The organism is Georgenia thermotolerans (genome assembly GCF_009193185.1).
Lineage (GTDB): Bacteria > Actinomycetota > Actinomycetes > Actinomycetales > Actinomycetaceae > Georgenia > Georgenia thermotolerans.
On the sequence record NZ_VUKF01000044.1, the window covers coordinates 12,744 to 38,873 of the forward strand.

25 protein-coding genes are annotated in these 26,130 nt (G+C 74.3%); 19 read left to right on the forward strand and 6 right to left on the reverse strand.

What is annotated here, in order from left to right:
* Window positions 1-78: 78 nt before the first annotated feature.
* Together GD970_RS17285 and cimA are read left to right on the forward strand one after the other, a co-directional pair.
* Entirely contained in the window at window positions 79-1,233 is a 1,155-nt protein-coding gene (locus tag GD970_RS17285) for a branched-chain amino acid aminotransferase (RefSeq protein ID WP_152204152.1), read from the forward strand.
* A gap of 500 nt (window positions 1,234-1,733) precedes the next feature.
* Window positions 1,734-3,386 (forward strand): citramalate synthase, encoded by a 1,653-nt coding sequence (gene cimA / locus GD970_RS17290; RefSeq protein WP_152204153.1) that lies wholly within the window; start codon window positions 1,734-1,736, stop codon window positions 3,384-3,386.
* 150 nt (window positions 3,387-3,536) lie between these two features.
* Here the strand turns inward: cimA and GD970_RS17300 are convergent, their stop codons facing one another.
* Both GD970_RS17300 and GD970_RS17305 read right to left on the reverse strand, forming a co-directional pair.
* Window positions 3,537-4,478: a VOC family protein gene (locus GD970_RS17300; protein ID WP_152204154.1), complete on the reverse strand. Its 942-nt coding sequence runs from the start codon at window positions 4,476-4,478 to the stop codon at window positions 3,537-3,539.
* The gene (locus tag GD970_RS17305; RefSeq protein ID WP_211489772.1) at window positions 4,475-5,230 is read right to left on the reverse strand and encodes a class II aldolase/adducin family protein; all 756 of its coding nucleotides are present in this window, start codon (window positions 5,228-5,230) and stop codon (window positions 4,475-4,477) included. The genes GD970_RS17300 and GD970_RS17305 overlap by 4 nt, the downstream gene beginning before the upstream one ends.
* A 104-nt stretch (window positions 5,231-5,334) precedes the next feature.
* Between GD970_RS17305 and GD970_RS17310 the strand changes: the two genes are divergently transcribed.
* The 10 genes from GD970_RS17310 to GD970_RS17355 all read left to right on the forward strand — a co-directional run bounded on the left by GD970_RS17310 (window position 5,335) and on the right by GD970_RS17355 (window position 14,787).
* Window positions 5,335-6,030 (forward strand): PadR family transcriptional regulator, encoded by a 696-nt coding sequence (locus tag GD970_RS17310; RefSeq protein WP_152204155.1) that lies wholly within the window; start codon window positions 5,335-5,337, stop codon window positions 6,028-6,030.
* Between the two features lie 74 nt (window positions 6,031-6,104).
* On the forward strand, window positions 6,105-6,839 hold the full coding sequence (locus GD970_RS17315) for a FadR/GntR family transcriptional regulator (protein ID WP_152204156.1): 735 nt from the start codon (window positions 6,105-6,107) through the stop codon (window positions 6,837-6,839).
* Window positions 6,840-7,328: 489 nt separating this feature from the next.
* The gene (locus GD970_RS17320; protein WP_152204157.1) at window positions 7,329-8,345 is read left to right on the forward strand and encodes an ABC transporter substrate-binding protein; all 1,017 of its coding nucleotides are present in this window, start codon (window positions 7,329-7,331) and stop codon (window positions 8,343-8,345) included.
* 9 nt (window positions 8,346-8,354) lie between these two features.
* Window positions 8,355-9,146: a 2-keto-4-pentenoate hydratase gene (locus tag GD970_RS17325; RefSeq protein ID WP_211489773.1), complete on the forward strand. Its 792-nt coding sequence runs from the start codon at window positions 8,355-8,357 to the stop codon at window positions 9,144-9,146.
* Window positions 9,143-9,943, forward strand: a complete 801-nt coding sequence (locus tag GD970_RS17330; RefSeq protein ID WP_152204158.1) for a 2-keto-4-pentenoate hydratase — start codon at window positions 9,143-9,145, stop codon at window positions 9,941-9,943. Before GD970_RS17325 ends, GD970_RS17330 begins: the two co-directional genes overlap by 4 nt.
* Before the next feature lie 3 nt (window positions 9,944-9,946).
* The gene (locus GD970_RS17335; RefSeq protein WP_152204159.1) at window positions 9,947-10,210 is read left to right on the forward strand and encodes a tautomerase family protein; all 264 of its coding nucleotides are present in this window, start codon (window positions 9,947-9,949) and stop codon (window positions 10,208-10,210) included.
* 55 nt (window positions 10,211-10,265) lie between these two features.
* Window positions 10,266-11,708, forward strand: a complete 1,443-nt coding sequence (locus GD970_RS17340) for an aldehyde dehydrogenase (RefSeq protein WP_152204173.1) — start codon at window positions 10,266-10,268, stop codon at window positions 11,706-11,708.
* 12 nt (window positions 11,709-11,720) lie between these two features.
* Entirely contained in the window at window positions 11,721-12,659 is a 939-nt protein-coding gene (locus tag GD970_RS17345) for an acetaldehyde dehydrogenase (acetylating) (RefSeq protein ID WP_152204160.1), read from the forward strand.
* Entirely contained in the window at window positions 12,656-13,681 is a 1,026-nt protein-coding gene (gene dmpG, locus GD970_RS17350) for a 4-hydroxy-2-oxovalerate aldolase (protein WP_152204161.1), read from the forward strand. The genes GD970_RS17345 and dmpG overlap by 4 nt, the downstream gene beginning before the upstream one ends.
* 56 nt (window positions 13,682-13,737) lie before the next feature.
* Window positions 13,738-14,787 (forward strand): lipoate--protein ligase family protein, encoded by a 1,050-nt coding sequence (locus GD970_RS17355; protein ID WP_152204162.1) that lies wholly within the window; start codon window positions 13,738-13,740, stop codon window positions 14,785-14,787.
* Window positions 14,788-14,803: 16 nt separating this feature from the next.
* Here the strand turns inward: GD970_RS17355 and GD970_RS17360 are convergent, their stop codons facing one another.
* The gene (locus tag GD970_RS17360) at window positions 14,804-15,592 is read right to left on the reverse strand and encodes a YggS family pyridoxal phosphate-dependent enzyme (RefSeq protein ID WP_319593471.1); all 789 of its coding nucleotides are present in this window, start codon (window positions 15,590-15,592) and stop codon (window positions 14,804-14,806) included.
* 69 nt (window positions 15,593-15,661) lie between these two features.
* A complete protein-coding gene (locus GD970_RS17365) occupies window positions 15,662-16,435 on the reverse strand; it encodes an endonuclease/exonuclease/phosphatase family protein (protein WP_152204163.1) in 774 nt (257 codons plus the stop codon).
* 88 nt (window positions 16,436-16,523) lie between these two features.
* Between GD970_RS17365 and GD970_RS17370 the strand changes: the two genes are divergently transcribed.
* Together GD970_RS17370 and GD970_RS17375 are read left to right on the forward strand one after the other, a co-directional pair.
* The gene (locus GD970_RS17370) at window positions 16,524-17,162 is read left to right on the forward strand and encodes a hypothetical protein (RefSeq protein WP_193314976.1); all 639 of its coding nucleotides are present in this window, start codon (window positions 16,524-16,526) and stop codon (window positions 17,160-17,162) included.
* Window positions 17,163-17,187: 25 nt separating this feature from the next.
* Window positions 17,188-17,769, forward strand: a complete 582-nt coding sequence (locus GD970_RS17375) for an HhH-GPD-type base excision DNA repair protein (RefSeq protein WP_152204164.1) — start codon at window positions 17,188-17,190, stop codon at window positions 17,767-17,769.
* Between the two features lie 145 nt (window positions 17,770-17,914).
* On the opposite strand, the gene GD970_RS17380 is transcribed toward GD970_RS17375, so the two are convergent.
* Window positions 17,915-18,511, reverse strand: coding sequence for an acetate uptake transporter (locus GD970_RS17380; protein ID WP_152204175.1), 597 nt, complete (start codon window positions 18,509-18,511; stop codon window positions 17,915-17,917).
* Window positions 18,512-18,799: 288 nt separating this feature from the next.
* Between GD970_RS17380 and ybaK the strand changes: the two genes are divergently transcribed.
* Entirely contained in the window at window positions 18,800-19,294 is a 495-nt protein-coding gene (gene ybaK, locus GD970_RS17385) for a Cys-tRNA(Pro) deacylase (RefSeq protein WP_152204165.1), read from the forward strand.
* The gene (locus tag GD970_RS17390) at window positions 19,291-19,935 is read left to right on the forward strand and encodes a pentapeptide repeat-containing protein (protein ID WP_152204166.1); all 645 of its coding nucleotides are present in this window, start codon (window positions 19,291-19,293) and stop codon (window positions 19,933-19,935) included. Before ybaK ends, GD970_RS17390 begins: the two co-directional genes overlap by 4 nt.
* A 15-nt stretch (window positions 19,936-19,950) precedes the next feature.
* Here GD970_RS17390 and GD970_RS17395 read toward each other — a convergent pair whose 3' ends face one another.
* A complete protein-coding gene (locus GD970_RS17395) occupies window positions 19,951-22,614 on the reverse strand; it encodes a DEAD/DEAH box helicase (protein WP_152204167.1) in 2,664 nt (887 codons plus the stop codon).
* A gap of 68 nt (window positions 22,615-22,682) precedes the next feature.
* Between GD970_RS17395 and GD970_RS17400 the strand changes: the two genes are divergently transcribed.
* The 3 genes from GD970_RS17400 (at window position 22,683) to GD970_RS17410 (ending at window position 26,115) form a co-directional block, all read left to right on the forward strand.
* The gene (locus tag GD970_RS17400) at window positions 22,683-22,931 is read left to right on the forward strand and encodes a hypothetical protein (RefSeq protein ID WP_152204168.1); all 249 of its coding nucleotides are present in this window, start codon (window positions 22,683-22,685) and stop codon (window positions 22,929-22,931) included.
* Between the two features lie 135 nt (window positions 22,932-23,066).
* Window positions 23,067-24,464, forward strand: a complete 1,398-nt coding sequence (locus GD970_RS17405) for an APC family permease (protein ID WP_226925428.1) — start codon at window positions 23,067-23,069, stop codon at window positions 24,462-24,464.
* Between the two features lie 193 nt (window positions 24,465-24,657).
* Complete coding sequence (locus GD970_RS17410; RefSeq protein ID WP_152204170.1) at window positions 24,658-26,115, forward strand: alanine/glycine:cation symporter family protein; 1,458 nt, start codon at window positions 24,658-24,660, stop codon at window positions 26,113-26,115.
* The last annotated feature ends 15 nt before the right edge of the window (window positions 26,116-26,130 follow it).

The window sequence follows — 26,130 nt, forward strand, 5'->3', positions numbered from 1 at the left end:
CCACGCCCGCCGGCCCTGACGCCGGCGGGCGTTGGCGATACCGTCGTCCCAGCACCCGCACCCCCCGAGAAGGTCTTCATGAGCACCCCGTCGCAGGTCACCACGCTGACCGGGCTCACCGCCGCCGAGCTGCCCGGCGCCCCCGAGCTCGCCCCCCGCTTCCCGCTCAGCCCCAACCCGGCCCCCGCCTCCGCGGCCGACTACGACGCCGTCATGGGCCACCTGGCCTTCGGCGTCGCCCACACCGACCACATGGCCCGCGCCCGCTGGACGCCGGAGGGCAGCTGGCACGACCGGCGCACCGAGGCCTACGGCCCCCTCACGCTGTCCCCGGCCGCCGCCGTCCTGCACTACGGCCAGGAGATCTTCGAGGGGCTCAAGGCCTACCGCCACGCCGACGGCTCCGTGTGGACGTTCCGGCCCGGCTTCAACGCCGCCCGGTTCAACGCCTCGGCCCGGCGCCTGGCCATGCCCGAGCTGCCCGAGGAGGACTTCGTCGCCTCCCTCGCCGCCCTCGTCGCCGCCGACGCGCGCTGGGTGCCCGGCGTGGAGGGCTCGAGCCTGTACCTGCGCCCCTTCATGTTCGCCAGCGAGCCGTTCCTCGGCGTGCGCTCGGCGCACGAGTTCGAGTACCTCGTCATCGCCTCGCCGGTGGGCCCGTACTTCGTCAACGGGTTCCAGCCCGTCGCCATCTGGGTGGCGCAGGACTACCACCGCGTGGGCCCGGGCGGCATGGGGGCGGCGAAGACCGGCGGCAACTACGCCGCCTCGCTGCTGCCCCAGCACGAGGCCCACGACAAGGGCTTCGAGCAGGTCTGCTTCCTCGACGCCGTCACCGGCACCCACCTCGAGGAGCTCGGCGGCATGAACGTCTTCGTCGTCGACGCCGACGGGACGGTGCGCACGCCGGCGCTGTCGGGGACCATCCTCGAGGGCGGCACCCGCGCCGCGATCCTGCAGCTGCTGCGCGACCAGGGCCGCACGGTGCGCGAGGAGGACATCGAGCTGGCCGGCCTGCTCGAGCGGCTGCGTTCCGGGGAGGTCGCCGAGGTCTTCGCCTGCGGCACCGCGGCCGTCATCACGCCGATCGGGCGCCTGGCGGGGGAGGGCTTCGACGTCACCGTCGCCGACGGGCGTCCGGGGGCGACGACGACCGAGCTGTACACCGCGCTCACCGACATCCAGTACGGCCGCCGCGAGGACCCGCACGACTGGATGTACCGCCTCGTCTGACCCGCGCGGCGCCGGCGGCCACTTCCTGGCGCCGCACGAGCGCGGCTCGTGGCGACTCAGGCGCGTGATCTACCACCCGCCGAGTCGCCTGGGGCCCCGCCCTGCGCGAGCGGCCGCTCGCGGTGGCCCCTGGCGCCTCCTGCAGCGCGAGCCGCCGCTCTGGTCGGTCTCGTCGCGCGCGAGCGGTCGCCTCGCGCCGCGGACGGGGTGGGCCTGCCCACATGCTGACCGCGGTGGTCCCCATCCCCGGCGGCTTGTGGCACACTGAGCGCGTGACGCAGCCCCAGCTGATTATCGGCTAGCGCGTCGGGCACACCCGCCCGGCGCGCAGACCTCCCGTACCCCGGGGGGTCTTTTTGTTGCTGAGGTCACCACTCCCGGCGACACAGCCGCCGGGCCGGCCCCGGCGGCAACCGATACCGGCACCACCCCCGTCGGGAGCTGGGCGCCGTCGCAGGACCACCGCCGGCCGCCCACGGCCCCTTGCAAGGAGCACCCGCATGTCGAGCACCGTCGCCCCCTCGGGCCTCGCCCATCCCGCCCCCGCCACGGGCGGGGAGCCCGCCGCCGACGTCGTCCAGGTCTACGACACGACCCTGCGCGACGGCGCCCAGCAGGAGGGCATGAACCTGTCCGTCGCGGACAAGCTCGCCATCGCCGTCCTCCTGGACGAGCTCGGCGTGGGCTACATCGAGGGCGGCTGGCCCGGGGCGATCCCCAAGGACACGGAGTTCTTCGCGCGGGCCGCCAAGGAGCTGGACCTGCGCCACGCCCGGCTCGCCGCGTTCGGGGCGACCTGCAAGCCCGGCGCCGACCCGGCCGAGGACGCCCAGGTGCGCGCCCTGATCGACTCCGAGGCGCCCGTGGTCACCCTGGTGGCGAAGAGCGACATCCGGCACGTCGAGCGGGCGCTGCGCACGACGCCGGAGGAGAACCTCCGCATGATCGCCGACACCGTGCGCCACCTCGTGGGTCTGGGACGCGAGGTGATCGTCGACGCCGAGCACTTCTTCGACGGGTACCGCTTCGACCCCGAGTACGCGCTGCGGTGCGTGCGGGCCGCCTTCGACGCCGGCGCGGCGACCGTGACGCTCTGCGACACCAACGGCGGCATGCTGCCCGACTGGGTCGCCGCCGTCGTGGGCGAGGTCCGCGGCGCGACCACCGGCCGGCTGGGCATGCACGCCCACAACGACTCCGGCTGCGCCGTCGCCAACACCCTCGCCGCCGTGGGCGCCGGGGTGCGCCACGTCCAGGGCACCGTCAACGGCTACGGCGAGCGCACCGGCAACGCCGACCTGGTCACCTGCGTGGCCAACCTCGAGCTCAAGCTCGACCGGGAGGTGCTCGGCGGCGCCGGGCTGCAGGAGGCGAGCCGCATCTCCCACGCGATCTCCGAGATCACCAACATCAGCCCCTACGGGCGCCAGCCGTACGTGGGCGCGTCCGCCTTCGCCCACAAGGCCGGCCTGCACGCCAGCGCCATCCGCGTGGACCCGGACCTGTACCAGCACATCGACCCCGTCGCCGTCGGCAACGACATGCGCATGCTCGTCTCGGAGATGGCCGGCCGCGCCTCCGTCGAGCTCAAGGGCCGCGAGCTCGGCTTCGACCTGACCGGCCAGGGCGAGCTGCTCGGCCGGGTCACCCAGCGCGTCAAGGACGCCGAGGCGGCCGGGTACACCTACGACGCCGCCGACGCCTCCTTCGAGCTGCTGCTGCGTGACGAGATCGACGGGCGGCGCCCGCGCTACTTCGAGGTGGAGAGCTGGCGCACGTTCGTCGAGCACCGCCCCGGGGGCGGCAACCCCACCGACGCCGAGGCGAGCGTGAAGCTGCGCACCGGCCGCGGTCGGGTGATCGCCACCGGCGAGGGCAACGGCCCGGTCAACGCCCTCGACGACGCGCTGCGCCGCGCCCTGGTGGGGACCTACCCCGAGATCGAGGAGTTCGCGCTGACGGACTACAAGGTCCGCATCCTCGACTCCCAGCAGGGCACCGACGCGATCATCCGCGTGCTCATCGAGACGTCCGACACGGTGCGCAGCTGGTCCACCGTGGGGGTGGGGCCGAACATCATCGAGGCGAGCTGGGAGGCCCTGACCGACGCGATGGCGTGGGGGCTGCTGCACAACGGCGTCGAGCCGCGCTGAGCCCGACGCGGGCGGCCGGGACGGCTCGCTGGGTGTCTGCGTCCCGGCCACGGCCCGACAGAACGAGGAGGGGTTCTCAGGCACTGCCTGAGAACCCCTCCTGACGGTGTCGGCGACGCGGGTGCTGCTCGGGTCGGCGGCGGCCCGCCGTCAGGACGTCGGCACGACGGCCGGTTCCTGGCCGGCGGCGGCCGGCGCCTCCGCCTCGTCCCAGTCCTCGGCCGCCGCCTGGTACTGCGTGCTCACCCGTGCCTTGGGGCCGAGCCACATGTCGATGGCGCCGGGCTCCTCCGGGTCGAACCAGCGCGGCGTCCAGGCGGCGTCGTCCTCGATGCGCCGGACGCCGTAGGAGTACTCGTAGGTCAGGCCCTCGGGGCCCTTGAAGTACAGGAAGACGGCGGTGGACTGCGGGTGGCGCCCGGGGCCCTGCTCGATCTCGACCCCGTGCTCCTCGAGGAAGTGCCACGAGCGCATGACGTCGTCGATGGTCTCGACCTGGAAGTTGATGTGGCACAGCCCGGGGCGGTCGCCCTGGAAGACAGCGAGCTTGTGGTGCACCGGGTCGATGCGCAGGAGGCAGGCGCCGCCGGTGACCCAGTCGGACACGCGGGCGTTGAAGTGCGTGGTCCAGAAGCGGCCCGCCTCCTCGACGTCCGGCGCGTCGAAGCAGATGTGGCCGAACTCGGTGATGCCGGCCGGGCGGTTGAACTTCACCGGGGTGGGCAGGGTGACCTGGCCGACGACGAGGTCGACCCGGTTGCCGAAGGGGTCCTCGAACGTGAGGTAGTCGCGCACGTGGCGCGAGGCCGCCCCCGCGGGCGTGCCCCGGCGCACCCGCAGCCCGATCTGCTCGAGCTCGGTCTCGGCGGCGGCGAGGGCGTCGAGGTCGCGCACGGCGAAGCCGGAACTGAGCACCCCGGACTCGCCCTCGATGAACGCCAGGCAGTGGTGGCGCTGGTCGGCGCGGAGGTAGGCGATGCCGTCCTCCTCCTTGACCAGCTCCATGCCGACGATGTCGGTCGCGAAGCTCACGGCTCGGCGCAGGTCGGCGGCGCCGGAGCGGACGTAGGCGATGTCGGTCAGCTCGATCACGATGGTTCCTCCTCGTTGAGGTAGTTCCAGATCCGGTGGAGAAGCTCGGGGGCGACGGCGCGCCAGGCCGCCTGCTCGTCGTCGTCGAGCGGGCGCGGAGTGCCGCTGGCGGCCGCGGTGGCGGTCAGGCGGGCGGACTGCTCGAGGACCCACATGAGGGCGACCGCCTCGGCGACGTCGGTGCCGACGGTGACGGCGCCGTTGCCGCGCATGACGACGGCGGGCGCGTCGCCCAGGGTCGCCGCGAGCCGTGCGGCGGCGTCCGGGTCGCGCACCAGCCGGGGGTCGTCGTGCACGGGGACCTCGGGGCCGAGGAACGCGCCCTGGCCGTGCAGCGGGCGGATCGCCACCCCGGCGGAGGCCAGCGCGGTGGCCGTGGGCGGCTGCGCCCGGCAGACCGCGCCGACGTCGGGGCGGGCCCGGGCGATCGCGCGGTGGATCCACGCCTCCCGCGGCACCCCGTCGCCCAGGCCGGGCGCGCTGAGGTCGAGGACCTGCACCGCCCCGGGCGTGAGCCGGCCCAGCGGCAGCGGCGCGGTGATGGCCCAGGTGGTCGCCTCCACGCGGGTGGAGACGTGACCGAAGGCGGTGACCAACCCGTGGCGGGCCAGCGCGCGCCCGGCCCGGGCCAGGAGGTCCCCGGCCGCAGGGCCGGTGGGGAGTGCAGGGCCGCCGGTCCGGTCGGGACCCGGGGGCGCGGTGCGGCCCGGCGCGGTGCGCCCCGGCGCCGGCACCGCCGTGACTCCGTCCACGGGACCTCCTCGTCGTCGAGCCGCGGTGTGTCGGGAAAGTTCTACCACGGGATATACCTACATAGGAATACTCCACTTCTGGAGGCGCGGCCTATCCTGTGAGGATGTCGCTGCGCTACGCCCTGCTCCAGGTTCTCCAGGCCAGCCCGATGAACGGTTACCGGCTGGCCCGGTTCTTCGCGGGCGCGCAGAGCTGGGTGTGGTCCGCTCCGCAGAGCCAGGTCTACGGCGCGCTGGCGAAGCTGCGGGAGGCCGGGCTGGTCGCCGGCAGCCCGCGGCCGGGCGAGAACGGCCCGAGCACCGCCGACTACGCGCTGACCGCGGCGGGGGAGGAGGACCTGCTCGCCTGGCTCTCCACGCCGCACCCCGAGCCGCCCGTCCGTGACGCCGTGGCTTTGCAGGCGCTCGGGTTCGACAGCGTCCCCACCGAGCGGGCGGTGGCCGTCCTGCAGGCGCACATCGCCGAGCAGGAGGCCCGGCTCGCCGAGTGGACCGAGCACCGCGCCGCGCTGCTGCGGCGCGACACCCCGTTGCTGCGCGAGCGGCTCCGGGGCCAGCCGCCCGCCGCGCACCGGCGGATCGCGGAGGTCAAGGCCATGGTGTTCGAGCGCGAGATCGACCTGGCCCGGGCGCAGATCTCCTGGGCCCGGCGGATGATCGCCCTGCTGCGGGACCTCGATGCGGCGCCGGGCGGGGCGGCAGGCACGGCGCCGGGCGCGGCGGGACCGGGCGTGGCGCACGAGGTGGCGACAAGGGGCGCGGCGCCGGAGCCGACGGTGGCGCCCGGACGTCGGGCATGACGCCGGGGCCGCCGGGCCCGGGCAGGGGCCGACGACCGCTGGCCAACCGCCGTATTCATTACTACTGTTAGTCCATGCCGGACACCGACGCCCCGCACCTGAGCCTCGCCGTCAACGAGCGCACCTCCCGCGCCCAGGCCGTGGCCGAGCGGCTCAGCGACCTCATCGTCACCGAGCAGGTGCGCCCCGGGGACCGCCTGGGCACCAAGCTCGACCTCCAGCGCCAGTTCGGCGTCGCCGCCGGGACGCTCAACGAGGCCGTCCGCCTCCTCGAGACCCGCGGCCTGGTCGAGGCCCGCCCCGGCCCCCGAGGCGGCATCTTCGTCGCTCGCCCCTCCGCCCACATCCGGCTCAGCCACCTCATCCTCGGCCTGGGCGCGGACGCGATGTCCGTCTCGGACAGCCTGGAGATCCGCAACGCCCTTGAGCTGCCGGTCGCGCTCCAGGCCGCCCGTCACGCCGGCCGCGAGCAGCTCGCCCGGCTCGACCGGATCGTCGAGGAGATGAGCCGCCTGCGCGACGAGCCGGGGGAGTACCTCCTGCGCAACTGGGACCTGCACGAGGAGATCGCCCGCATCTCGCTCAACTCCCTGCTGCGCACCATCTACCTCTCCCTGCTGGAGACGGCACGCGAGGCGGTCCGCGACATCGCCCCCGACCCGGGGTTCCGGGACTCCTTCCCGACGAACCTCCAGCTGCACCGCGAGCTGGTCGACGCCATCGCCTCCGGCGACGAGGCGCGGGTGCGCCGGGCGGTGGAGGCCCACACGCCGCTGTCCGAGGCGATGAGCGCCCGCACGGACGGCTGAGCGGCGGGCGGCGGGGGCCTCGGGTGGAGGGCCGGCGCGCCGTCGTCACCGGCGCCCCCAGGCCGAACGCCCTCGACGGCGTCCACGCCCGCACCCAGAGCTGCAGCACTTCGCCGGGCGCTGCAAGGCTCGTTGAGCGCGGCAGCTGCAACTGTGGCGCTCAACGAGTCCTGCAGCGGTGACCCCCGACGCCGACTCCGACGCCGTGGTCGTCCTCGCCCGCGCCTCGCGGGCGACCGGCACCGTCCTCGCGCTCCACGGCGGCATGGCCCCGCATCCGAGGGAGCGCGACCCGCGCCCGGCCTGGGCGCCGACGGCCGCCCTGCCCTGGCGTGCCGCGCCCCACGCCCGTGAGCTGGCCCTGCCGCTCGTGGCCGTCGGCGCCCGTCGCCTGGCCGGCAACCACGCGCCGCGGCACGACACCTCCTTGACAACCCCTATTCAATACTATCAATATGTCCGGACCCGCTCATTGTTCAAGGAGGAACGATGCGAACCACCACCCGCACTCTCGGCCTGCCGGCCGTGCTCGCCCTCGCCGCCGTGCTCGCCGCCTGCGGCGGTGGCGGCTCCGACGACGGCAAGGCGGCCGCGGCGCCGTCGTCCGCCGCGGCACCCTCCGGGTCCGCCGACGCCGGCGGCGCCCCGGAGGTCGCCGACCTCACCGTCGGCGTCGTGCCCGTCATCGACCACGCCGCCGTCTACATCGCCAACCAGGAGGGCTTCTTCGAGGAGGAGGGCCTGACCGTCACCCCGCAGGTCATGCAGGGCGGCGCCGCGGCGCTGCCGGCCATGGTCTCCGGGGACCTGCAGGCCGCCTTCGCCACCTACCCCTCCTTCTTCCTCGCCGAGAGCAAGGGCCTGGGCGTGACGATCGTGGCCGAGGGCATCCGGGCCACCGAGAAGACCGGCGGGGTGTTCGTCCCCGGCGACTCCGACATCCAGGACGCCAAGGGCCTCGCCGGCGCCACCATCGCCGTGAACACCCTCAACAACACCGGCGACGTGACCATCAAGGCGGTCCTCGACGAGCAGGGCGTCGACCCCGCCAGCGTGAAGTTCGTCGAGCTCGCCTTCCCGGACATGGCCCCCGCGCTCGAGCGCGGCGACGTCGACGCCGCCTGGCTCGTCGAGCCCTTCCGCACCGGCGTCGTCGCCAACGGCGGGCGGATGGCGCTGGCCTCCTACAGCGGTGTCGCCGAGGGCATCCCGGTGTCCGGGCTGGCCATGACCGACGAGTTCGTCAAGGAGAACCCGAACACCGCCGCGGCGTTCGCCCGTGCGATCGACAAGGCCAACGCCTTCATCGCCGACAACCCCGACTCCGCGCGCGAGATCGTCACCACCTACTCCCAGACCAAGCCGGAGGTGGCCGCCAAGCTCGAGCTGCCCGAGTGGCGCGGCGGCGGCGTGGACGCGCAGGAGATCAACCGCTGGAACGACCTGATGATCTCCACCGGCGCCCTGACCAAGCCGGTCGACATCACCCAGCTCGTCGAGAAGTAAGGAACCGCCGTGGACGACCGCACCCGGGCCGCCGCCGCGCAGGCGCTGCTCGACGCCTACGCCGGCACGCCGGTCCCGCCGCTGACCGAGACCTACCCGGGCATGGGCGTCGAGGACGCCTACGCCGTCCAGCACCTCCAGCTCGAGCACTGGCGGGCGGCCGGCCGGGTGGTCAAGGGGCACAAGGTGGGCCTGACGGCGCGGGTCATGCAGCGCCAGCTCGGCGTCGACCAGCCCGACTACGGCCAGCTGCTGGACACGATGATCCTCGGCGACGGCGCCGCCCTGGACCCGCGCGCGTTCCTCCAGCCCAAGGCCGAGCCGGAGATCGCGTTCGTCCTGGGCCGGGACCTGCGCGGGCCCGGGGTGACGGTCGTCGACGCCGTCCGCGCCGTCGACCACGTGCTGCCGGCGCTGGAGATCATCGACTCGCGCATCGCCGACTGGCGCATCGGCCTGGCCGACACCATCGCCGACAACGCCTCCTCCGGCGCGGTCGTGCTCGGCACCCGGCCCGTCCGGCTCGCCGACCTCGACCTGCGCCTGACCGGCTGCGTCCTCACCGTCGACGGCGAGGTCGCGGCCACCGGCGCCGGCGGGGCGGTCCTCGGCTCGCCCATCAACGCCCTGGTCTGGCTCGCCAACACGGTCGGGCCGCGCGGGGTGACCCTCGAGGCGGGCCAGGTGGTCATCCCCGGCTCCTTGACCGCCGCCCAGCCCATCCGCCCCGGCGGGGTGGTCGCCGCCACCTTCGGCGGCGGGCTGGGCACCGTGACCACCCGGATGGAGGCCCTGGCATGACCGGCACCGACGCGCGCACCGACTGGGACCTCGCCCGCGTGGTGGACGAGCTCGCGGCGGCCGAGGCGGGCCGCTACGACCGCACGCCGATCACCGAGGAGTTCCCCGGGCTCGACCTGGCCCTGGCCTACGAGGCCCAGGACGAGCTGATCCGGCGCAAGGTCGCCGCCGGGCAGACCATCACCGGCGTCAAGCTCGGCCTCACCTCGCGGGCCAAGCAGCGGCGCATGGGCATCGACGCGCCGCTGACCGGCTGGCTCACCGACGCCATGACCCTCCCGGCCGGGGCGCCCGTGCCGCTCGGCGAGCTCATCCACCCCCGGGTCGAGCCGGAGATCGTCTTCGTCCTCGGCGAGGACCTCGCCGGGCCCGGCATCACCGCCGCCCGCGCCCTGCGGTCCGTCGCCTCGGTCCACGGCGGCTTCGAGATCATCGACTCGCGCTACCGCGACTTCCGCTTCACCCTGCCCGATGTCGTCGCCGACAACGCCTCCGCCGCCCGGTGGGGCAGCGGCCCGGTCGCCCTGAGCCCGGCCGACCTCGACCTCTCCCTCGAGGCCTGCCTCGTCGAGGTCGACGGCGAGGTCGTCGACACCGCCACCGGCGCCGCCGTCCAGGGCCACCCGGCCGAGGCGCTCGCGCTGGCCGCCAACTCCCTGGCCGCGCGCGGCCACCGCCTCAAGGCCGGCTGGATCGTCCTCACCGGGGGCATCACCGACGCGGTCTTCCTCCGCCCGGGCAGCACCGTCTCCGTCCACTTCAGCCACCTCGGCACCGTCACCGTCACAGGAGCCTGACCCATGCCCCTCGTCGAAGTCACCCTCACCGAGGGCCGCGCCCCCGAGCAGCTGCGCGAGCTCATGCGCCGCCTCCACGACGGCGTGCACGCCAGCCTCGGCGCCAACCCCGACAGCATCCGCGTCATCGTCCGCGAGGTGCCCCGGACGCTGTGGTGCGCCGGCGGGCAGACGCTCGCCGAGCGCGACGCCGCGGCCCAGCCCGCCGCGACCGACGGCGACGGCCCCCGCCTCACCGCCGTGCCGACCGAACCGGAGGGCCGCTGACATGACCCAGCCACTGACGAGCCACGCCGGCGCCCCGGCCACGCCCGCCGCCGGCGTGGAGGTCTTCGGCCACGTCATCGACGGACGCGAGGTGATGTCCGCCGACGGCGCCACCTTCGACAGCGTCGACCCCTACACCGGCGAGCCCTGGGCCCGCTTCCCCCTCGGCGGCGCGGCCGAGGCCGATCTCGCCGTCGCCGCCGCCCGCCGGGCCTTCGACGAGGGCCCCTGGCCCCGCATGGGCCGGCGCGAGCGCCGCGAGATCCTCACCCGCTTCGCCGAGCTGATCCTCGCCCACGGCGACGAGCTCGCCCTGGCCGACACCCGCGACATGGGCAAGCCGATCGCCCAGAGCCGCGGCAACGACGTGCCGCGCACCGCCGACAACTTCCGGTTCTTCGCCGACCACGCGCTGCTGGCGACCGCCGAGGCGCTGCCGATGGACTCCGGCCACCACGCCTACACCCGGTACGAGGCGGCCGGCGTCGTCGTCGCCATCGCCCCGTGGAACTTCCCCATGATGCTCGAGAGCTGGAAGGTCGCCCCGGCCCTGGCGTGGGGGAACACCGTGGTGCTCAAGCCCGCCGAGGACTCCCCGGCGTCCGCCACCATCCTCGCCCGCCTGGCCCTGGAGGCCGGGATCCCGCCGGGAGTGTTCAACGTCGTGCACGGCTACGGCCCGGACTCCGTCGGCGCGGCCCTCACCGCCCACCCGGACGTCGACCGGATCACCTTCACCGGCGAGTCCGCCACCGGCCGGGTCATCGCCGCCGCGGCCGCGGCCAACCTCACCCCGGTCAGCCTCGAGCTCGGCGGCAAGGGCGCCAACGTCGTCTTCGCCGACGCCGACCTCGACACCGCCGTGGACTGGTCGATCCGGGCGATCTTCACCAACGCCGGGCAGGTGTGCCTGGCCGGGTCCCGCATCTACGTGCACCGCTCGGTCCAGGAGGCCTTCATCGAGCGGTTCGTGGCGGCCGCCCGCGCCATGGTCACCGGCGACCCCAAGGACCCCGCCACCCAGGTCGGGCCGCTGTCCTCGGCCGGCCACCACGCCAAGGTCCGCGGCTACGTCGACACCGTCGCCGCCGCCGGGGGCACCGTGCTCACCGGCGGGCTCGGGGACGGCCTGTTCGTCGAGCCGATGGTGGTCACCGGGCTGGGCGAGGACGCCCCGCACCAGCGCGAGGAGATCTTCGGCCCGCTCGTCACCGTCACCGCGTTCGACAGCGAGGACGAGGTCGTCGGCCTCGTCAACGCCTCGCCGTTCGGGCTCAACGCCATGCTCTTCAGCGAGAACCTCTCCCGGGCGCACCGGGTCGCCGGCCGGCTGAACGTGGGCACGGTGTGGGTGAACTGCTTCTTCATCCGCGACCTGCGCGCCCCCTTCGGCGGCGTCGGCGACTCCGGCGTGGGCCGCGAGGGCGGCACCTTCAGCCGCGAGTTCTTCACCGAGCCCAAGGCCGTCGTCATGCAGATCGACGCCGAGCGCGATTGACCAGGAGGACCCATGACCGCCACCGCACCGGACACCACGCCGGCCCCGGCCGGGCGCCGCCCCACCGCCGCCATCGTCGGCCCGGGCAACATCGGCACCGACCTGCTCGTCAAGCTGCTGCGCTCGCCGTGGCTCGACGTGCACTCCATGGTCGGGGTCGACCCCGCCTCAGACGGCCTGGCCCGCGCCCGCAAGCTGGGCGTCGAGGCCAGCCACGAGGGCGTGGACTGGCTGCTCGCCCACGACACCCCGCCGGACCTCGTCTTCGAGGCCACCTCGGCCGGCGCGCACCTGGCCAACGCGCCGCGGTACGCCGAGGCGGGCATCACCGCCGTCGACCTCACCCCCGCCGCCGTCGGCCCGTTCCTGTGCCCGGCGGTGAACTTCGGCGCCCACGTGGGCGAGGCGAACCTCAACATGATCACCTGCGGCGGGCAGGCCACCATCCCCATCGTCGACGCCGTCGCGAGCGTGACCGCGGTGCCCTACGCGGAGATCGTGGCCTCCATCGCGTCGCGCTCGGCCGGGCCGGGCACCCGGGCGAACATCGACGAGTTCACCCAGACCACCTCCCGGGCCATCGAGGCCGTCGGCGGCGCCGCCCGCGGCAAGGCCATCATCATCCTCAACCCGGTCGACCCGCCGATGATCATGCGCGACACCGTCTTCTGCGCCATCGCGCCCGACGCAGACCGCGACGCCGTCGCCGCGGCCGTCCACCGCCGGGTCGCCGAGGTCCAGGAGTACGTGCCCGGCTACACCCTGCGCGGGGAGCCGCAGTTCGACGACCCGTCCGAGCTGTGGGACGGGATGGCCCGCGTCACCGTCCTGCTCGAGGTGCGCGGCAACGGCGACTACCTGCCCGAGTGGGCGGGCAACCTCGACATCATGACGGCCGCCGCCGTGCGCGTCGGCGAGCTCGTCGCCCAGAAGGGAGCGCTGCAGCGATGAGCACCACCACGAACGAGGCCCCGGCGGTCCGCCTCACCGACACCACCTTGCGCGACGGCAGCCACGCCGTGCGGCACCGCTTCACCGAGGACGACGTGCGCGCCGTCGCCGGGGCGCTCGACGCCGCGGGGGTGCCGGTCATCGAGGTCACCCACGGCGACGGGCTGGCCGGCTCGTCGTTCAACTACGGCTTCGGGGCCCGCACCGACGCCCAGCTCGTCGCCGCGGCCGCCGACGTCGTCACCCGGGCCCGGGTCGCCGTCCTGCTGCTGCCCGGCGTGGGCACCGTGGAGGACCTGCGCGAGGCGCGCGACGCCGGCGCGACCATCGCCCGCGTGGCCACCCACTGCACCGAGGCCGACATCTCCGCCCAGCACTTCGGCGCCGCCCGGGACCTGGGGATGGAGACGGTCGGCTTCCTCATGCTCTCGCACCGCAACAGCCCCGAGGGCCTGGCGGCGCAGGCGCGGATCATGGCCGACGCCGGCTGCCAGTGCGTCTACGTCGTCGACTCCGCGGGGGCGCTGATGCCCGCCGGCGCCGCCGAGCGGGTGGCCGCGCTGGTCGCCGAGCTCGGCGACGACGCCCAGGTGGGCTTCCACGGGCACCAGAACCTCTCCCTCGGCGTGGCGAACTCCCTCGCCGCGTACGAGGCCGGCGCCCGGCAGATCGACGGCACCCTGTGCGCCCTGGGCGCCGGGCCGGGCAACTCCCCGACGGAGATGCTCGCCGCCGCCTTCGAGAAGCTCGACGTGCCGACCGGGGTCGACGTCGACGCCGTCCTCGCCGCCGCCGAGGACGTGCTGCGCCCGATGGTGACGCGCCTGCCCGTGGCGGACCGCGCCTCGATCGTCCAGGGCCGCTTCGGGGTCTACAACTCCTTCCTGCTGCACGCCGAGCGCGCCGCCGAGCGCTACGGCGTCCCCGCGCACGACATCCTGCGGGAGGTGGGCCAGCGCGGCTACGTCGGCGGGCAGGAGGACATGATCATCGACGTCGCGCTCGAGCTCGCCGGGCGCTGAGCCGCCTGTGAGCACGGGCACGGCGTTGGCGCCGCCCCCGGACCTAAACTTCTCTCATGCACGGTGAGTACAAGGTCCCCGGCGGCAAGCTCGTCGTGGTCGACGTCGACGTCGTGGACGGCCGGCTGGCCAACGCGCGCGTCTCCGGCGACTTCTTCCTCGAGCCGGACACCGCGTTGGAGGACATCAACGCCGCGCTGGACGGCATGCCCGAGTCCGCCTCCGCCGACCAGCTGGCCCACGCGATCACCGGTGCCGTCGACCACGGCGTGAGCATGGTCGGCTTCACCCCTGAGTCCGTCGGCATCGCCGTGCGGCGGGCGCTGGGCCGGGCCACCAGCTGGGCGGACCACACCTTCGAGGTCATCCACGGCGGGCCCGTGCACCCGGCGCTCAACGTCGCGCTCGACCAGGTCATCCCCGAGGAGGTGGCCGCCGGCCGGCGCGGGCCGACCATGCGGATCTGGGAGTGGAACAGCCCGCTGGTGGTCATCGGCTCCTTCCAGTCGGTGCGCAACGAGGTGGACACCGAGGCCCTCGAGCGGCACGGCATGAGCGTGGTGCGCCGGATCTCCGGCGGCGGCGCGATGTTCATGGAGCCGGGCAACTGCATCACGTACTCCCTGGTGGTCCCCGGCTCGCTGGTGGAGGGGCTGAGCTTCGAGCGCTCCTACGCCTTCCTCGACGACTGGGTGCTCGGCGCGCTCGCGGACGTCGGCGTCAACGCCCGCTACGTCCCGCTCAACGACATCGCCTCCGACCAGGGCAAGATCGGCGGCGCGGCCCAGAAGCGCTTCGCCTCCGGCGTCGTGCTCCACCACGTGACGATGAGCTACGACATCGACGCGAACAAGATGCTCGACGTGCTGCGCATCGGCCGGGAGAAGCTGTCGGACAAGGGCGTCAAGAGCGCGAACAAGCGGGTCGACCCCATGCGCTCGCAGACCGGCATGGCCCGCGAGGACATCATCGACGCCTTCATCGGCCACTTCCGGGGCCGGTACGACACCGTGCTGTCGGACTACCGGCCCGAGGAGATCGCCCGGGCCGAGGAGCTCATGGAGACGAAGTTCCTCGCCGACACCTGGACCTACCGGGTGCCCTGAGCCGGCACGACGGCGCTCAGGGCTTCGGCCGCGCCCCGAAGACGGCCGTCCCCACCCGCACGATCGTCGCGCCGGCGGCGACGGCGATCTCCAGGTCCCCGCTCATCCCCATGCTCAGCTCGGTGGCCTCGGCGGTGCCCGGGGCGCCCGTGCCCAGCACGTCGGCGCGCACCTCGGCGAGCCGGTCGTAGGAGCGGCGGACGACCTCGGCGTCGGGGGTGTTGGCCCCGATGGTCATGAACCCGCGCAGCCGCAGGTGGGGGAGGCGCCCGACGGCGAGGGCCAGCTCGCGGGCCTGCGCCGGGTCGACGCCGGCCTTGGTCGCCTCGCCCGAGGTGTTGACCTGGACGAGGACGTCGAGCGGCTCGCCCGCCGCGCGCGCGCGGGTGCCGTCGTCGGGCGCCGCGCCGCCGTCGGGCGCCGCACCGGCGTCGGCCCGCGCCACCGCCTGGTCCAGCCGCTCGGCCAGGCGCAGCGAGTCCACGGTCTGCACGCAGCTGGCCCACCGGAGGACCTGGTTGACCTTGTTCGACTGCAGGTGCCCGATGAAGTGCATGGCGTGCGCGGGCACGCCGGGCTCGGCCAGGCCCGGGCCGGTGGCCACCAGCTCCTGCGCCCGGTTGTGCCCGAGCAGGTCGGCGCCGGCCTCGAGCGCCGCCCGGATGGCCTCCACCGGCTGGGTCTTGACGGCCAGCAGCACGCGCACCTCGCGAGGGTCGCGCCCCGCGTCGTCGGCCGCCGCCGCGACCCGCCGTCGTACCTCGCCCAGGCGCGCGGCGATGCCCGCGGCGACGTCCACATCCACGTCCCCGACGATATCCGCCCGTGAGGACGCGGCGCGGGAGCGGCCCGCCAGCGACGCCGGACGGCGGACCTACGCCACGCCGTCGAGGGAGACCTCCACGTGCAGGGCGCGGTGGTCCGACATCCCCAGGTCCACCGCGCCGCCGGGGTCGGTGACGGTCAGCGGCCCGTCGGCCAGGATGTGGTCGAGCTGACGGTCGGGCCGGTCCAGAGGGAAGGTCGGGGCCTCCACCAGCGGGCGCAGGCCGCTGAACCGTGCCGGGCGGCCGCCGGCGAGGTTGAGGTCGCCGAGCAGCACCATCGGGCGGGGCAGGTCCTTCATGGCACGCACGAGGTGGCGCAGCTGGGCGACGTTCCAGCCCGGGATGAACGTCAGGTGGGTGGCCACCACGCTCATGCGGCCCTGGCGGGTGCTGACGACGGCGGCGACGGCGGTGCGCTGCTCGTCCTGGACCAGGGTGGGGCGGCGCCGCTCGGGGAAGAGCACCGGGACGCGCTGCTGCGGACCGGGCAGGGTGAGGACCCGCCAGTGCTCCACCGGGTAGCGGCTGAGCAGCGCGATGCCGTACGTCGACGCCGTGGGCTGCTCGTCGCCCGTGGCGGCGGTCCACAGCTCCGGGGTGCCCTGCATGGTGGCCACGAACCGGTGCTCGGGCGCCCCCATCGCGGCGGCCGCCATGGCGGTGAGGTCGGCGCCGTGCGAGCGCGGCTGGTCGCGGTCGACCTCCTGCATGGCCAGGATGTCGGCGTCGAGCCGGCGCACCGCCCCGGCGAAGCGGTCCAGGTCGACCTCGCCGTCCGCCAGGGAGCGGCCGTGGAGGATGTTGAACGTCGCGATCCGCACCGTTCGGATTCTGCCCGGGGCCCGCGGGCCCCGCACCAGGGACGATGCTGCTGGTGCGGGGCCGCCGTCGATCGTGTACACCCGCAGCATGAACATGGACGAACGCCGCCAGCTCCGCGAGGCCCTCCGGATCGCCGGGGCCGCCCTCGACCAGGCCGACGTGCCGTTCGCCCTCGCCGGTGGCTATGCCGCCTGGGTGCACGGGGCGCCGGAGTCGGACCACGACGTGGACTTCGCCATCCTCGAGCAGGACGTCGACCGGGCCAAGGAGGCCCTCGCGGCGACCAGCCTGGACGTCGAGCAGCCGGTGGAGAACTGGCTGTTCAAGGCCTACAACTCCGCGGCGCTGGTCGACGTGATCTTCCGGGTGGCGGGGGAGGCGGTGACGCCGGAGCTGCTCGGCCGCGCCCAGCGCGTGGACGTGCTCGGCGTGAGCATGCCCGTGCTCGGCTCGACCGACGTCGTCGCCTCCAAGCTCCTCGTGCTCACCGAGCACCGCTGCGACTTCTCCGCCCTGCTGCCGGTGGTCCGCGCCCTGCGCGAGCAGATCGACTGGGCCGACGTGGCCAGCCGCACCGCCGACAACCCCTACGCCCAGGCCTTCCTGTTCCTGCTCGGCCGGCTCGGCATCGTCGGCGACGACCCCGCGGTGCCCAGCCTCGGCTCGCACGAGGCCGACACCCCGGACCCCCGCCGCGACGGCATCCCGGTCATCGAGGCGGAATGACCCCGGTCCCTGGCAGGATCGGGTCATGGACCACGCCCTGCACATCACCGGCGACGACGCCGCCGACGAGCTGCTCTCCACCAGCTCCCTCGCCCTGCTCATCGGGATGCTGCTCGACCAGCAGGTGGCCATGGAGACGGCCTTCAGCGGCCCGAAGAAGATCCAGGAGCGGGTGGGCGAGCTCGACGCCGCGGCCCTGGCGCACCTGGACCCCGAGCGCCTGACCGAGGTCTTCCGCACCCCGCCGGCCGTGCACCGCTACCCGGGCTCGATGGCCGGGCGCACCCAGGCGCTGTGCGCCTACCTGCTCGAGCACTACGACGGCGACGCGGCGGCGATCTGGACCGACGGCGACCCGGACGGCGCCGAGGTGCTGCGCCGGCTCAAGGCCCTGCCCGGCTTCGGCGACCAGAAGGCCCGCATCTTCCTCGCCCTGCTCGGCAAGCAGGTGGGCCTGCGGGCCGCCGGCTGGCGCGAGGCCGCCGGCGCCTACGGGGAGGAGGGCTGCCACCGGTCGGTGGCCGACATCGTCGACGCCGAGTCCCTCGCCCGGGTGCGCGAGACCAAGCGGGCCGCGAAGGCGGCGGCGAAGGCCCAGAAGGGCTGACGGCGCGCCGCGGAACCGGTCGTGGAGCAGGCACAGCGGCAGCACGATGCCTGGGCTCGTCGTCGGCTGCGCGACACTGCCCGAGACTCAGGCCGACCGAGTCGGCCGCGCGATCGCCGTGACGGCCGGCTCGGTCACCTGAGGTTCAGGCGCGCGGCCAGACGGGGACGGCCGGACGCTTCGCGGTGAAGTTGAACACCGCCGCGAACGAGGCGTACCACGCGACGATCGCGGTGATGATGCCGACGATCCCACCGGCCGTGCCCCAGAAGGCGGCGCCCGTGAACGCCCCGATCGTCAGCAGCGCAAAGGTGACGAAAAGGGTGACGAACACGGCCGCAACCGCCCCGGAGACGCGGAAGGAGGCCAGCATCATGTAGCCCGTGAAGATCGTCCAACCCAGCAGGTAGTAGGCGACGGCCTTGCCCGCCGAGGGGCCCGCGGCAGCGAGGTCGGTCCGGCCGGCGAGGAACCAGAAGGACAGCCAGAAGGCACCATAGGAGCAGAAGGCGACCGCCCCGAAGGTGTTCCCCTTGGCGAACTCCCAGAGTCCTGCGGCGAACTGGGCGATGCCGCCGTAGAAGATGGCGAGGCCGAAGACGCCGGCCGTCACGGTGGCCGGGAGGAGACCCGCGTTGACGACGCTGAGGAAGAAGGTCGTCATCGCGAATGCGGCGAGTCCGAGCGGGGCGGGGTCGGCGAGGTGTGACCCAGGCGGGATGACGCGCTCGGGAGCCTCCATCCCGGGGCCGCCCGCTCTGCCGGTCCTGTCGAGTTCCGGTCCACGGACGGTGCCGGGGCCCTCTGGTCCAAGGTTGCGTTCGGCGGTGGCCATGATCGCTCCTTTTCGCGCCAGCAGGCAGGAACACGTCGACGGTAAGTCGCCGTCAAACCCGGCGCAAGGATGAGTTCTGGGAGGGTCGTGCCGCCGGCAAAGGAGGGGCCTTCAGCGGAGAGCCACGGCGGCGCACGCCCTGGGCGGGACCGACGATCCGCCGCTGACGTGGGCGGGACCTGAGACCATGCGGACGTGGTGAGGAAGAAGCAACCCGCGGGCACCCCGGCCCTGCGCGCGCTCGAGACGGCCGGCGTGCCGCACGAGGTCCGCGCTTACGAGCACGACCCGCGCAGCCCCCTCGGCTTCGGCGCGGAGGCCGCCGCCGTCCTCGGCGTCGAGCCCGCCCGGGTGTTCAAGACCCTGGTCGCCAGCGTCGACGGCGCCCTGACGGTCGCCGTCGTCCCGGTCACCGGCCAGCTCGACCTCAAGGCGCTGGCCACCGCCGCCGGCGGCAAGCGCGCCGTCATGGCCGAGCCCGCCGCGGCCGAGCGCGCCACCGGCTACGTCGTGGGCGGCATCTCGCCGCTGGGCCAGCGCACGACGCTGCCCACCGTCGTCGACGCCAGCGCGCTGGACTTCCCGACCGTGCTCGTCAGCGCCGGGCGCCGCGGGCTCGACGTCGAGCTCGCCCCCGGCGACCTCGTCGCCCAGACCACGGCCACGGTCGCCGAGGTGGCGCGGGCGTGAGCGGGGCCGGCCGCCCACTGCCCGAGCCGGACGTCGCCCGCCGCCTGAGCCCGGCCGATCCGGCGACCCTGCGCTCGGCCACCGTCACCGCGGCCGATCTCGCCGGCGCCGTCCTGCCCCGCCTCGAGGAGGTCCAGGTCGAGGCCTCCAGCCTGGAGCGGGCCCGGGCGGCCGACGGGCGGTGGGCGCACGCGACGCTGGTGGACTGCCGGCTCGACGGCGCCGACCTGGCCAACCTGCACGCCACCGACCTGACCCTGGTGCGCACGAGCCTGCGGGAGGTCCGCCTCATCGGCGCCCAGCTGCCGGGCGCCCGTCTGCGCGCCGTGCGGCTGGAGGGCTGCCAGGCCCGGCTGACCTCCTGGCACGGCGCCCAGCTCCAGCACGTCGAACTCGTCGGCTGCGACCTGTCCGAGGCCGACCTCACCGAGGCCCGGCTCGAGGACGTCCTGCTGCAGGACTGCGACCTCACCGCCGCCCAGCTCGCCGGGATGCGCTGCCGGCAGGTGCGCCTGCGCGGCTGCCGGCTCGCCGGCGTGAGCGGGGTGAGCGGGCTGCGCGGGACGCGCGTGACCGAGGCGGACGCCTACGCCCTCCTGCCGGCACTGGTCCGCGAGCTGGGGCTCACCATCGAGGGGTGAGGTTCTGGGCTGCGGTCAGCGCGGGCCGACGTCGAGCACCCGCAGCACCACCGCGCCAGCGGCGTCGGAGGCGTCGAGGTCCACCAGGGCGGTGATGCCCCAGTCGTGGTCGCCGGCGGGGTCGTCGAAGGTCTGCCGCACCAGCCACACCCGCTCCGCCCCGGCGGCGAGGTCGCCGAGGTGGGCGTCCGCCAGGGCGCGGGGCAGGTCGGCGTCGGTGGGCTGCTCCTCGATCGCGACCAGCGCCGCCGCGCGGGCCTCGGGCCCGGTGCCCAGCCAGTCGTACTCGGCCCAGTACGGCGCCGTGGCCCGCTCCCAGCGCTCGGCGTCCCAGCCGGACTCGCCGTCCAGGTGGCCCAGGGCCACGTAGGCCTCGCGACCCAGGGCGTCGACCCGGCGGAACAGGGCGTTGCGCACGGCCACCCGGAAGGCGTGGCGGTTGCGGGTGAAGGCGATCTCGCCGTCGGGCCCCTCGCCGAAGGGTCGCTCGGCGACCTCGACGTCGGCCTCCTCGGGCACCACGAGCACGCCCTCGGCGGCCGCCGCGCCGGCGGAGAGGGCCTCCCACTCGTCCAGCAGCGAGGAGTCGACGGAGCGGACCAGGTCGCCGAGCCAGTCGATGATGGCGACGACCTCGTCGGTGCGCGCCGAGTCCGGCACCACCTGGCGCAGCGCCCGGTAGGCGTCGGTGAGGTAGCGCAGCACCACGCCCTCGGAGCGGGCGAGCTGGTAGCGCGAGACGAGCTCGGAGAAGGTCATCGCCTGCTCGACCATCTCGCGCACCACGGACTTCGGCTGCAGCTCGAAGTCGGACACCCAGGGGTTGGTCTGGCGGTAGGTGGCCAGCGCTGCCTCGAGCATCTCCGCCAGCGGCCGGGGCCAGGTGACGTCCTCGAGCAGCGCCATGCGCTCCTCGTACTCGATGCCCTCGGCCTTCATGGCCCCCACGGCCTCGCCCTTGGCCTCGCGCTGCTGGGCGTACAGCAGCGGCCGGGGGTCCTCCAGGGTGGCCTCGATGACCGAGACGACGTCGAGGGCGAAGTCGGGCGACTCCCGGTCCAGCAGCTCCAGCGCGGCCAGCGCGAAGGGGGACAGCGGGGCGTTGAGCGCGAAGTCGCGCGGCAGGTCCACCGTCAGGCGCACGTACGGCTCGCCGGGGTGGGCCCGGCGCCAGGCGGCGTCGGCGTGCTCGACCACGCCCGCCGCGCGCAGCGACCGGTAGATCTCGATGGCCCGGCGCAGGTGCAGATTGCGCTCGGTCGGCGGCTCGTGGTTGTCGGTGACGAGGCGGTACATCGCCGCCACCGGGTCGCCCGGACGCGCGAGGACCGACAGCACCATGGTGTGGGTGACCCGGAACTGGCTGGTCAGCGGCTCGGGCGGGGCGTCGCGCAGCCGCTCGAAGGTCTTGTCCGTCCAGTTCACCACCCCGGCGGGGGCCTTTTTGCGCACGATCTTGCGCCGCTTGCGCTCGTCGTCGCCCGCCTTGGCCAGGGCCTTGGCGTTCTCGATGACGTGCTCGGGGGCCTGGACGATGACCTCGCCGGTGGTGTCGTAGCCGGCCCGCCCTGCCCGCCCGGCGATCTGGTGGAACTCCCGGGCGGTGAGGTGGCGGGACCGCTCGCCGTCGAACTTCGTCAGCGAGGTGAGCACGACGGTGCGGATGGGGACGTTGATGCCCACCCCGAGGGTGTCGGTGCCGCAGATGACCCCGAGCAGGCCCGCCTGGGTGAGGCGCTCGACGAGGCGGCGGTAGCGCGGCAGCATCCCCGCGTGGTGCACACCGACGCCGTGGCGCAGCAGCCGGGAGAGGATCGCACCGAAGCCGGGCCCGAAGCGGAAGTCCCCGATGGCGGCGGCGACCCGGTCGCGCTGCTCGCGGGTGGCCACCTGGACCGAGGTGAGGGACTGGGCGCGCTCGACGGCGTCCTTCTGCGCGAAGTGCACCACGTACACCGGGGCGCGGTGGGTCTGGACGAGCTCGAGGAGCAGGTCCTGGATGGGCTCGACGGAGTAGGAGTAGGTCAGCGGCACCGGCCGCTCGGCCTGGTCGACGACGGCGACGTCCTTGCCGGTGCGCCGCTCGAGGTCGCGCACGAAGAAGGAGACGTCCCCGAGGGTGGCGCTCATGAGCAGGAACTGGGTGTCCGGCAGCTCGAGCAGCGGCACCTGCCAGGCCCAGCCGCGCTGGGGGTCGGCGTAGAAGTGGAACTCGTCCATGACGACGACGCCGGCGTCGGTGGCCGCGCCGTCGCGCAGCGCCTGGTTGGCGAGGATCTCCGCGGTGCAGCAGATGATCGGGGCGTCGGGGTTGATGGCGGAGTCGCCGGTGACCATCCCGACGTTGGCCGAGCCGAACAGGTCCACGAGGCCGAAGAACTTCTCCGACACCAGCGCCTTGAGCGGGGCGGTGTAGTACCCGGTTCGGCCGGTGGCCAGGGCGGTGAACAGCGCGCCCATGGCCACCAGCGACTTCCCCGAGCCGGTGGGGGTGGCGAGGATGACGTGGGAGCCGGAGACCAGCTCCATCACCGCCTCCTCCTGGTGGGGATAGAGCGTCAGGCCGGAGCTCGTGGCCCAGGACTCGAAGGCCGCGTAGATCGCGTCGGCGTCCGGGGTCGCCGAGGTGTCCTCGGGCAGGAGGTCGTCGAGCACGAGGTTGAGGCTGGGCTGCGGCATTCCCCGATCCTCTCACTGGGCCGCCCGGCCGGTCGTAGGCTGGACGGGAGGACGACGAGGAGGTTGCCGTGCGCGCCGCGACCAGGTTCAACCGCTCGACCTTCGGCCGGTGGCTCAACGGCCCGTCCGGACGTCTCTTCCGCGTCGCGGCGGGCAGCGCCTTCCTCGTGGCCGGGCTGCGCGCCCGGGGGACGGCGGCCGGCAGGGCCGCGCTCCTGTGGAGCGTCTTCCCGCTCTCGGCCGGCACCCTGGACGTCTGCTACATCAGCCTGTCGCTGGGCGGCCCCTTCCGCGGGGCCGCCTGCCGCGCGGCGTAGGGCGCGCCGCCACCGCCGTCTCGCCCGCGCGCCCGCCGTCTCGCCCGCGCGCCCGCCGTCTCGCCCGCGCGCCCGCCGTCCGGCCCGTGCGCCCTCGCCGCGCCCCCGGCCGACGGCGTTCCTACCCTCGTGGGTGTGAGCGCGACGTCGGCGGCGGGAACGGGCGGGCCAGGGCAGACCAGCGCGCCCGAGGGGCTGCTGCGCGCGCTGTCGTGGCGCGACCTCGTCGTCTACGGCCTGCTGTTCATCGGCGTGACGGCGCCGATGGGCACCTTCGGCGTGCTCGACGCCCGCAGCGGCGGCGCCATCGCGCTGGTCTTCCTCGTCGCCACGGTCGCCATGTCCTTCACGGCCTGGTCCTACGCCCGGATGTCGTTGGCCGTGCCGCGGGCCGGGTCGGTCTACGCCTACGCCAGCGCCGGGCTGGGGCCGCGGCCGGGCTTCATGGCCGGCTGGATGATCACGCTGGACTACCTCTTCATCCCCGCCCTGGCCTCCCTGTTCGCCGGGCTGGCCTGCCACGCGCTCGTCCCGGCGGTGCCGGTGTGGGTGTTCACCCTGGCGGCGGTCGTGCTCATCACGGGGCTGAACCTGCGCGGCGTCCGGCTCGCCGCGCGCGTGGGCCTGGTCATGCTCGCCGTCGAGCTCGTCGTCCTCGCCGCGTTCGTCGTGCTCGCCGTGGTCTTCCTCGTCCAGCACGGGCCCGCCCGCGGCTGGTTGAGCCCGCTGACCGGGGTGGGCGGCCTGGACCTGGCCGGGGTGGTGGGCGCGGCGTCCGTCGCGGTGCTCGCCTTCCTGGGTTTCGACGCGATCGCCACCTTCGCGGAGGAGACCACCGGTTCCAGCCGCGACGTCGGGCGGGCGCTGCAGTTCTGCCTCGTGCTCGCGGGGGTGCTGTTCGTCGTCCAGACCTACCTCGGGGCGCTGCTCAGCCCGGTCAGCCCGGCCGAGCTCGCGGCGGACCCGGAGGGGCAGGGCACCGCCTTCTACACGATGCTCGACGCCTCGATCGGGACGTGGTTCGGCTCGGTGGTCACCGTCGTGCGCGCCGTCGGCCCGGTCTTCTCGGCGCTGGTGGCCCAGGCGGCGGTGTCCCGCCTGCTGTTCGCCATGGGGCGCGAGCACGCGCTGCCCTCCGGGCTGGCGCACCTGGGCCGGACCGGGCACACGCCGCGCAACGCGATCCTCCTCTCCGCCGCCGTCACCCTCGTCATGGCGACGCTGGCGGCCACCCGGCCGGACGGCCTCGACGTGCTCTCCTCGATGGTCACGGTCGGGGCGCTGACCGCCTTCCTGTTCCTGCACGCCTCGGTGATCGGCTACGCCCGGCGCCGGGGCACCCGCGGCGCCCGGTACGTCGTCATCCCGGTGGTCGGCGCGCTGATCATCGTCGCCGTGCTCGTCGAGGCGAGCCGGCTGGCGCTGGCCATCGCCGCGGTGTGGTTCGTCGTCGGGCTGGTGGTCATGGTGACCCGGCCGGGGGCGGCCCGGGCGCTCGGCGGGGCGGGGGAGGCGCCGTCGCCCGGGACGTGAGCGCGGCGCGAGACGTGACGGCTCGCGACCAACGTGACTTCTCGTGGCCAACTTGACGTCTCGCGACCAAGTTGACGTCTCGCCGCGGGGGCGGTGGGGCGCATCTCACACGACGCCGCGCTTCCGTTACTTCTACGATCGACGGCGATCGTGTCCGGCCGGACGGGCCGGACGCCCGGCGAACGGAACCTGCATGACCGACCTGCTCACCGCCGTCAACGACGCCGTCTACACGTACCTGCTCATCGGCCTGCTGGTGCTGGTGGGCATCGTCATGACGTGGCGCACGCGCGCGGTGCAGGTCCGCCTCTTCCCGCAGATGCTCGCCTACGTCACCCGCTCGCGCCGCGGCGCCGACGGCGGCATCTCCTCCTTCCAGGCCTTCGCCATCGGCATGGCCACCCGCATCGGCATCGGCAACATCACCGGCGTGGCCCTCGCGCTCATCCTCGGCGGGCCCGGCGCGATCTTCTGGATGTGGCTCGTCTCGCTCGTGGGCATGGCGACGTCGTTCGCCGAGGCCACCCTGGCCCAGGTGTTCAAGGTCCGGGCCCTGGACGGGACGTTCCGCGGCGGGCCCGCCTACTACATCGCCCGCGGCCTGGGCTCGCGCCGGTGGGGCACCGTCTTCGCCGTCCTGCTCGTGCTGTCCATGGCGGTGGCCATGCCGATGGTGCAGGCCAACACCATCTCCATGACCGTCCAGCACTCCCACGGCGTGCCCACCTGGGTCAGCGGCCTGGTCCTGGTCGTGCTCACCGCGCTCGTCGTCTTCGGCGGGGTCAAGCTGGTCGCCCGGGTCGCGGAGGTGATGACCCCGGCGATGGCGCTGGTCTACGTCGCCACCGCGGTCGCCGTCATCGTCCTCAACCTCGACGCGGTGCTCCAGTTCTTCGCGGACATCTTCGCCGGGGCCTTCGGCCTGCGGGCCGGCCTGGCCGGGGTGGGCGGCGGCGTCGTCGCGGCCGTGCTCAACGGGGTGCGCCGCGGCCTGTTCTCCAACGAGGCCGGCATGGGCACCAACCCCAACGCCGCGGCCACCGCCACCGTCGCCCACCCGGTGCAGCAGGGCCTGATCCAGTCCCTCGGGGTCTTCGTCGACACGATGTTCGTGTGCACCTCCACGGCGTTCATCATCCTGGCCACCGGCGCCAGCGTGTTCGTCCCGGGCGTCACCCCGGTCGAGGCGAGCGCGGAGCTGACCACGACGGCGGTGACCAGCCAGCTCGGGGCGTGGATGGCCTGGCCGATGACGGTGATGATCTTCTTCTTCGGCTTCTCCTCGATCCTGGGCGCCTTCGCCTACGCCGAGGTCAACATGGACTTCCTGCGCGCCGGCGCGCCCGCCCGGCGGGTGCTGCGCGGCGTCGTCGTGCTCACCACCGGCATCGGCGCCCTGCTCGCGCTGAAGACGGTCTGGACGCTGATGGACACCGCCATGGCGGTCATCACGGTGGTCAACCTCGTCGCCCTCGTGCGCCTGGCGCCGTGGGTGGCGGCGGTGCTGCGCGACTACGAGCGCCAGCGCGCCGCCGTCGCCCCCGAGCACCGGCGCGCCGCCGAGCCCCGCTTCGTCGCCGCGCCCGCCGACCTGCCGGCCGCGCTGCCCGGGGACGTCTGGGCCGGCGCGCCCGTGCCCGCCGCGCGCTGAGCCGTCGGGGCTGCC

Excerpts from the sequence above, each read along its gene's own strand:
- GD970_RS17380 (WP_152204175.1), bottom strand. The coding sequence starts at position 18,511 with ATGGAGGCTCCCGAGCGCGTCATCCCGCCTGGGTCACACCTCGCCGAC.
- GD970_RS17395 (WP_152204167.1), bottom strand. The coding sequence starts at position 22,614 with ATGCCGCAGCCCAGCCTCAACCTCGTGCTCGACGACCTCCTGCCCGAG.
- GD970_RS17370 (WP_193314976.1), top strand. The coding sequence starts at position 16,524 with ATGAACATGGACGAACGCCGCCAGCTCCGCGAGGCCCTCCGGATCGCC.
- GD970_RS17330 (WP_152204158.1), top strand. The coding sequence starts at position 9,143 with ATGACCGGCACCGACGCGCGCACCGACTGGGACCTCGCCCGCGTGGTG.
- GD970_RS17310 (WP_152204155.1), top strand. The coding sequence starts at position 5,335 with ATGTCGCTGCGCTACGCCCTGCTCCAGGTTCTCCAGGCCAGCCCGATG.
- GD970_RS17375 (WP_152204164.1), top strand. The coding sequence starts at position 17,188 with ATGGACCACGCCCTGCACATCACCGGCGACGACGCCGCCGACGAGCTG.
- cimA (WP_152204153.1), top strand. The coding sequence starts at position 1,734 with ATGTCGAGCACCGTCGCCCCCTCGGGCCTCGCCCATCCCGCCCCCGCC.
- GD970_RS17345 (WP_152204160.1), top strand. The coding sequence starts at position 11,721 with ATGACCGCCACCGCACCGGACACCACGCCGGCCCCGGCCGGGCGCCGC.
- GD970_RS17320 (WP_152204157.1), top strand. The coding sequence starts at position 7,329 with ATGCGAACCACCACCCGCACTCTCGGCCTGCCGGCCGTGCTCGCCCTC.
- GD970_RS17355 (WP_152204162.1), top strand. The coding sequence starts at position 13,738 with ATGCACGGTGAGTACAAGGTCCCCGGCGGCAAGCTCGTCGTGGTCGAC.
- GD970_RS17285 (WP_152204152.1), top strand. The coding sequence starts at position 79 with ATGAGCACCCCGTCGCAGGTCACCACGCTGACCGGGCTCACCGCCGCC.
- dmpG (WP_152204161.1), top strand. The coding sequence starts at position 12,656 with ATGAGCACCACCACGAACGAGGCCCCGGCGGTCCGCCTCACCGACACC.
- GD970_RS17335 (WP_152204159.1), top strand. The coding sequence starts at position 9,947 with ATGCCCCTCGTCGAAGTCACCCTCACCGAGGGCCGCGCCCCCGAGCAG.
- GD970_RS17410 (WP_152204170.1), top strand. The coding sequence starts at position 24,658 with ATGACCGACCTGCTCACCGCCGTCAACGACGCCGTCTACACGTACCTG.
- GD970_RS17315 (WP_152204156.1), top strand. The coding sequence starts at position 6,105 with ATGCCGGACACCGACGCCCCGCACCTGAGCCTCGCCGTCAACGAGCGC.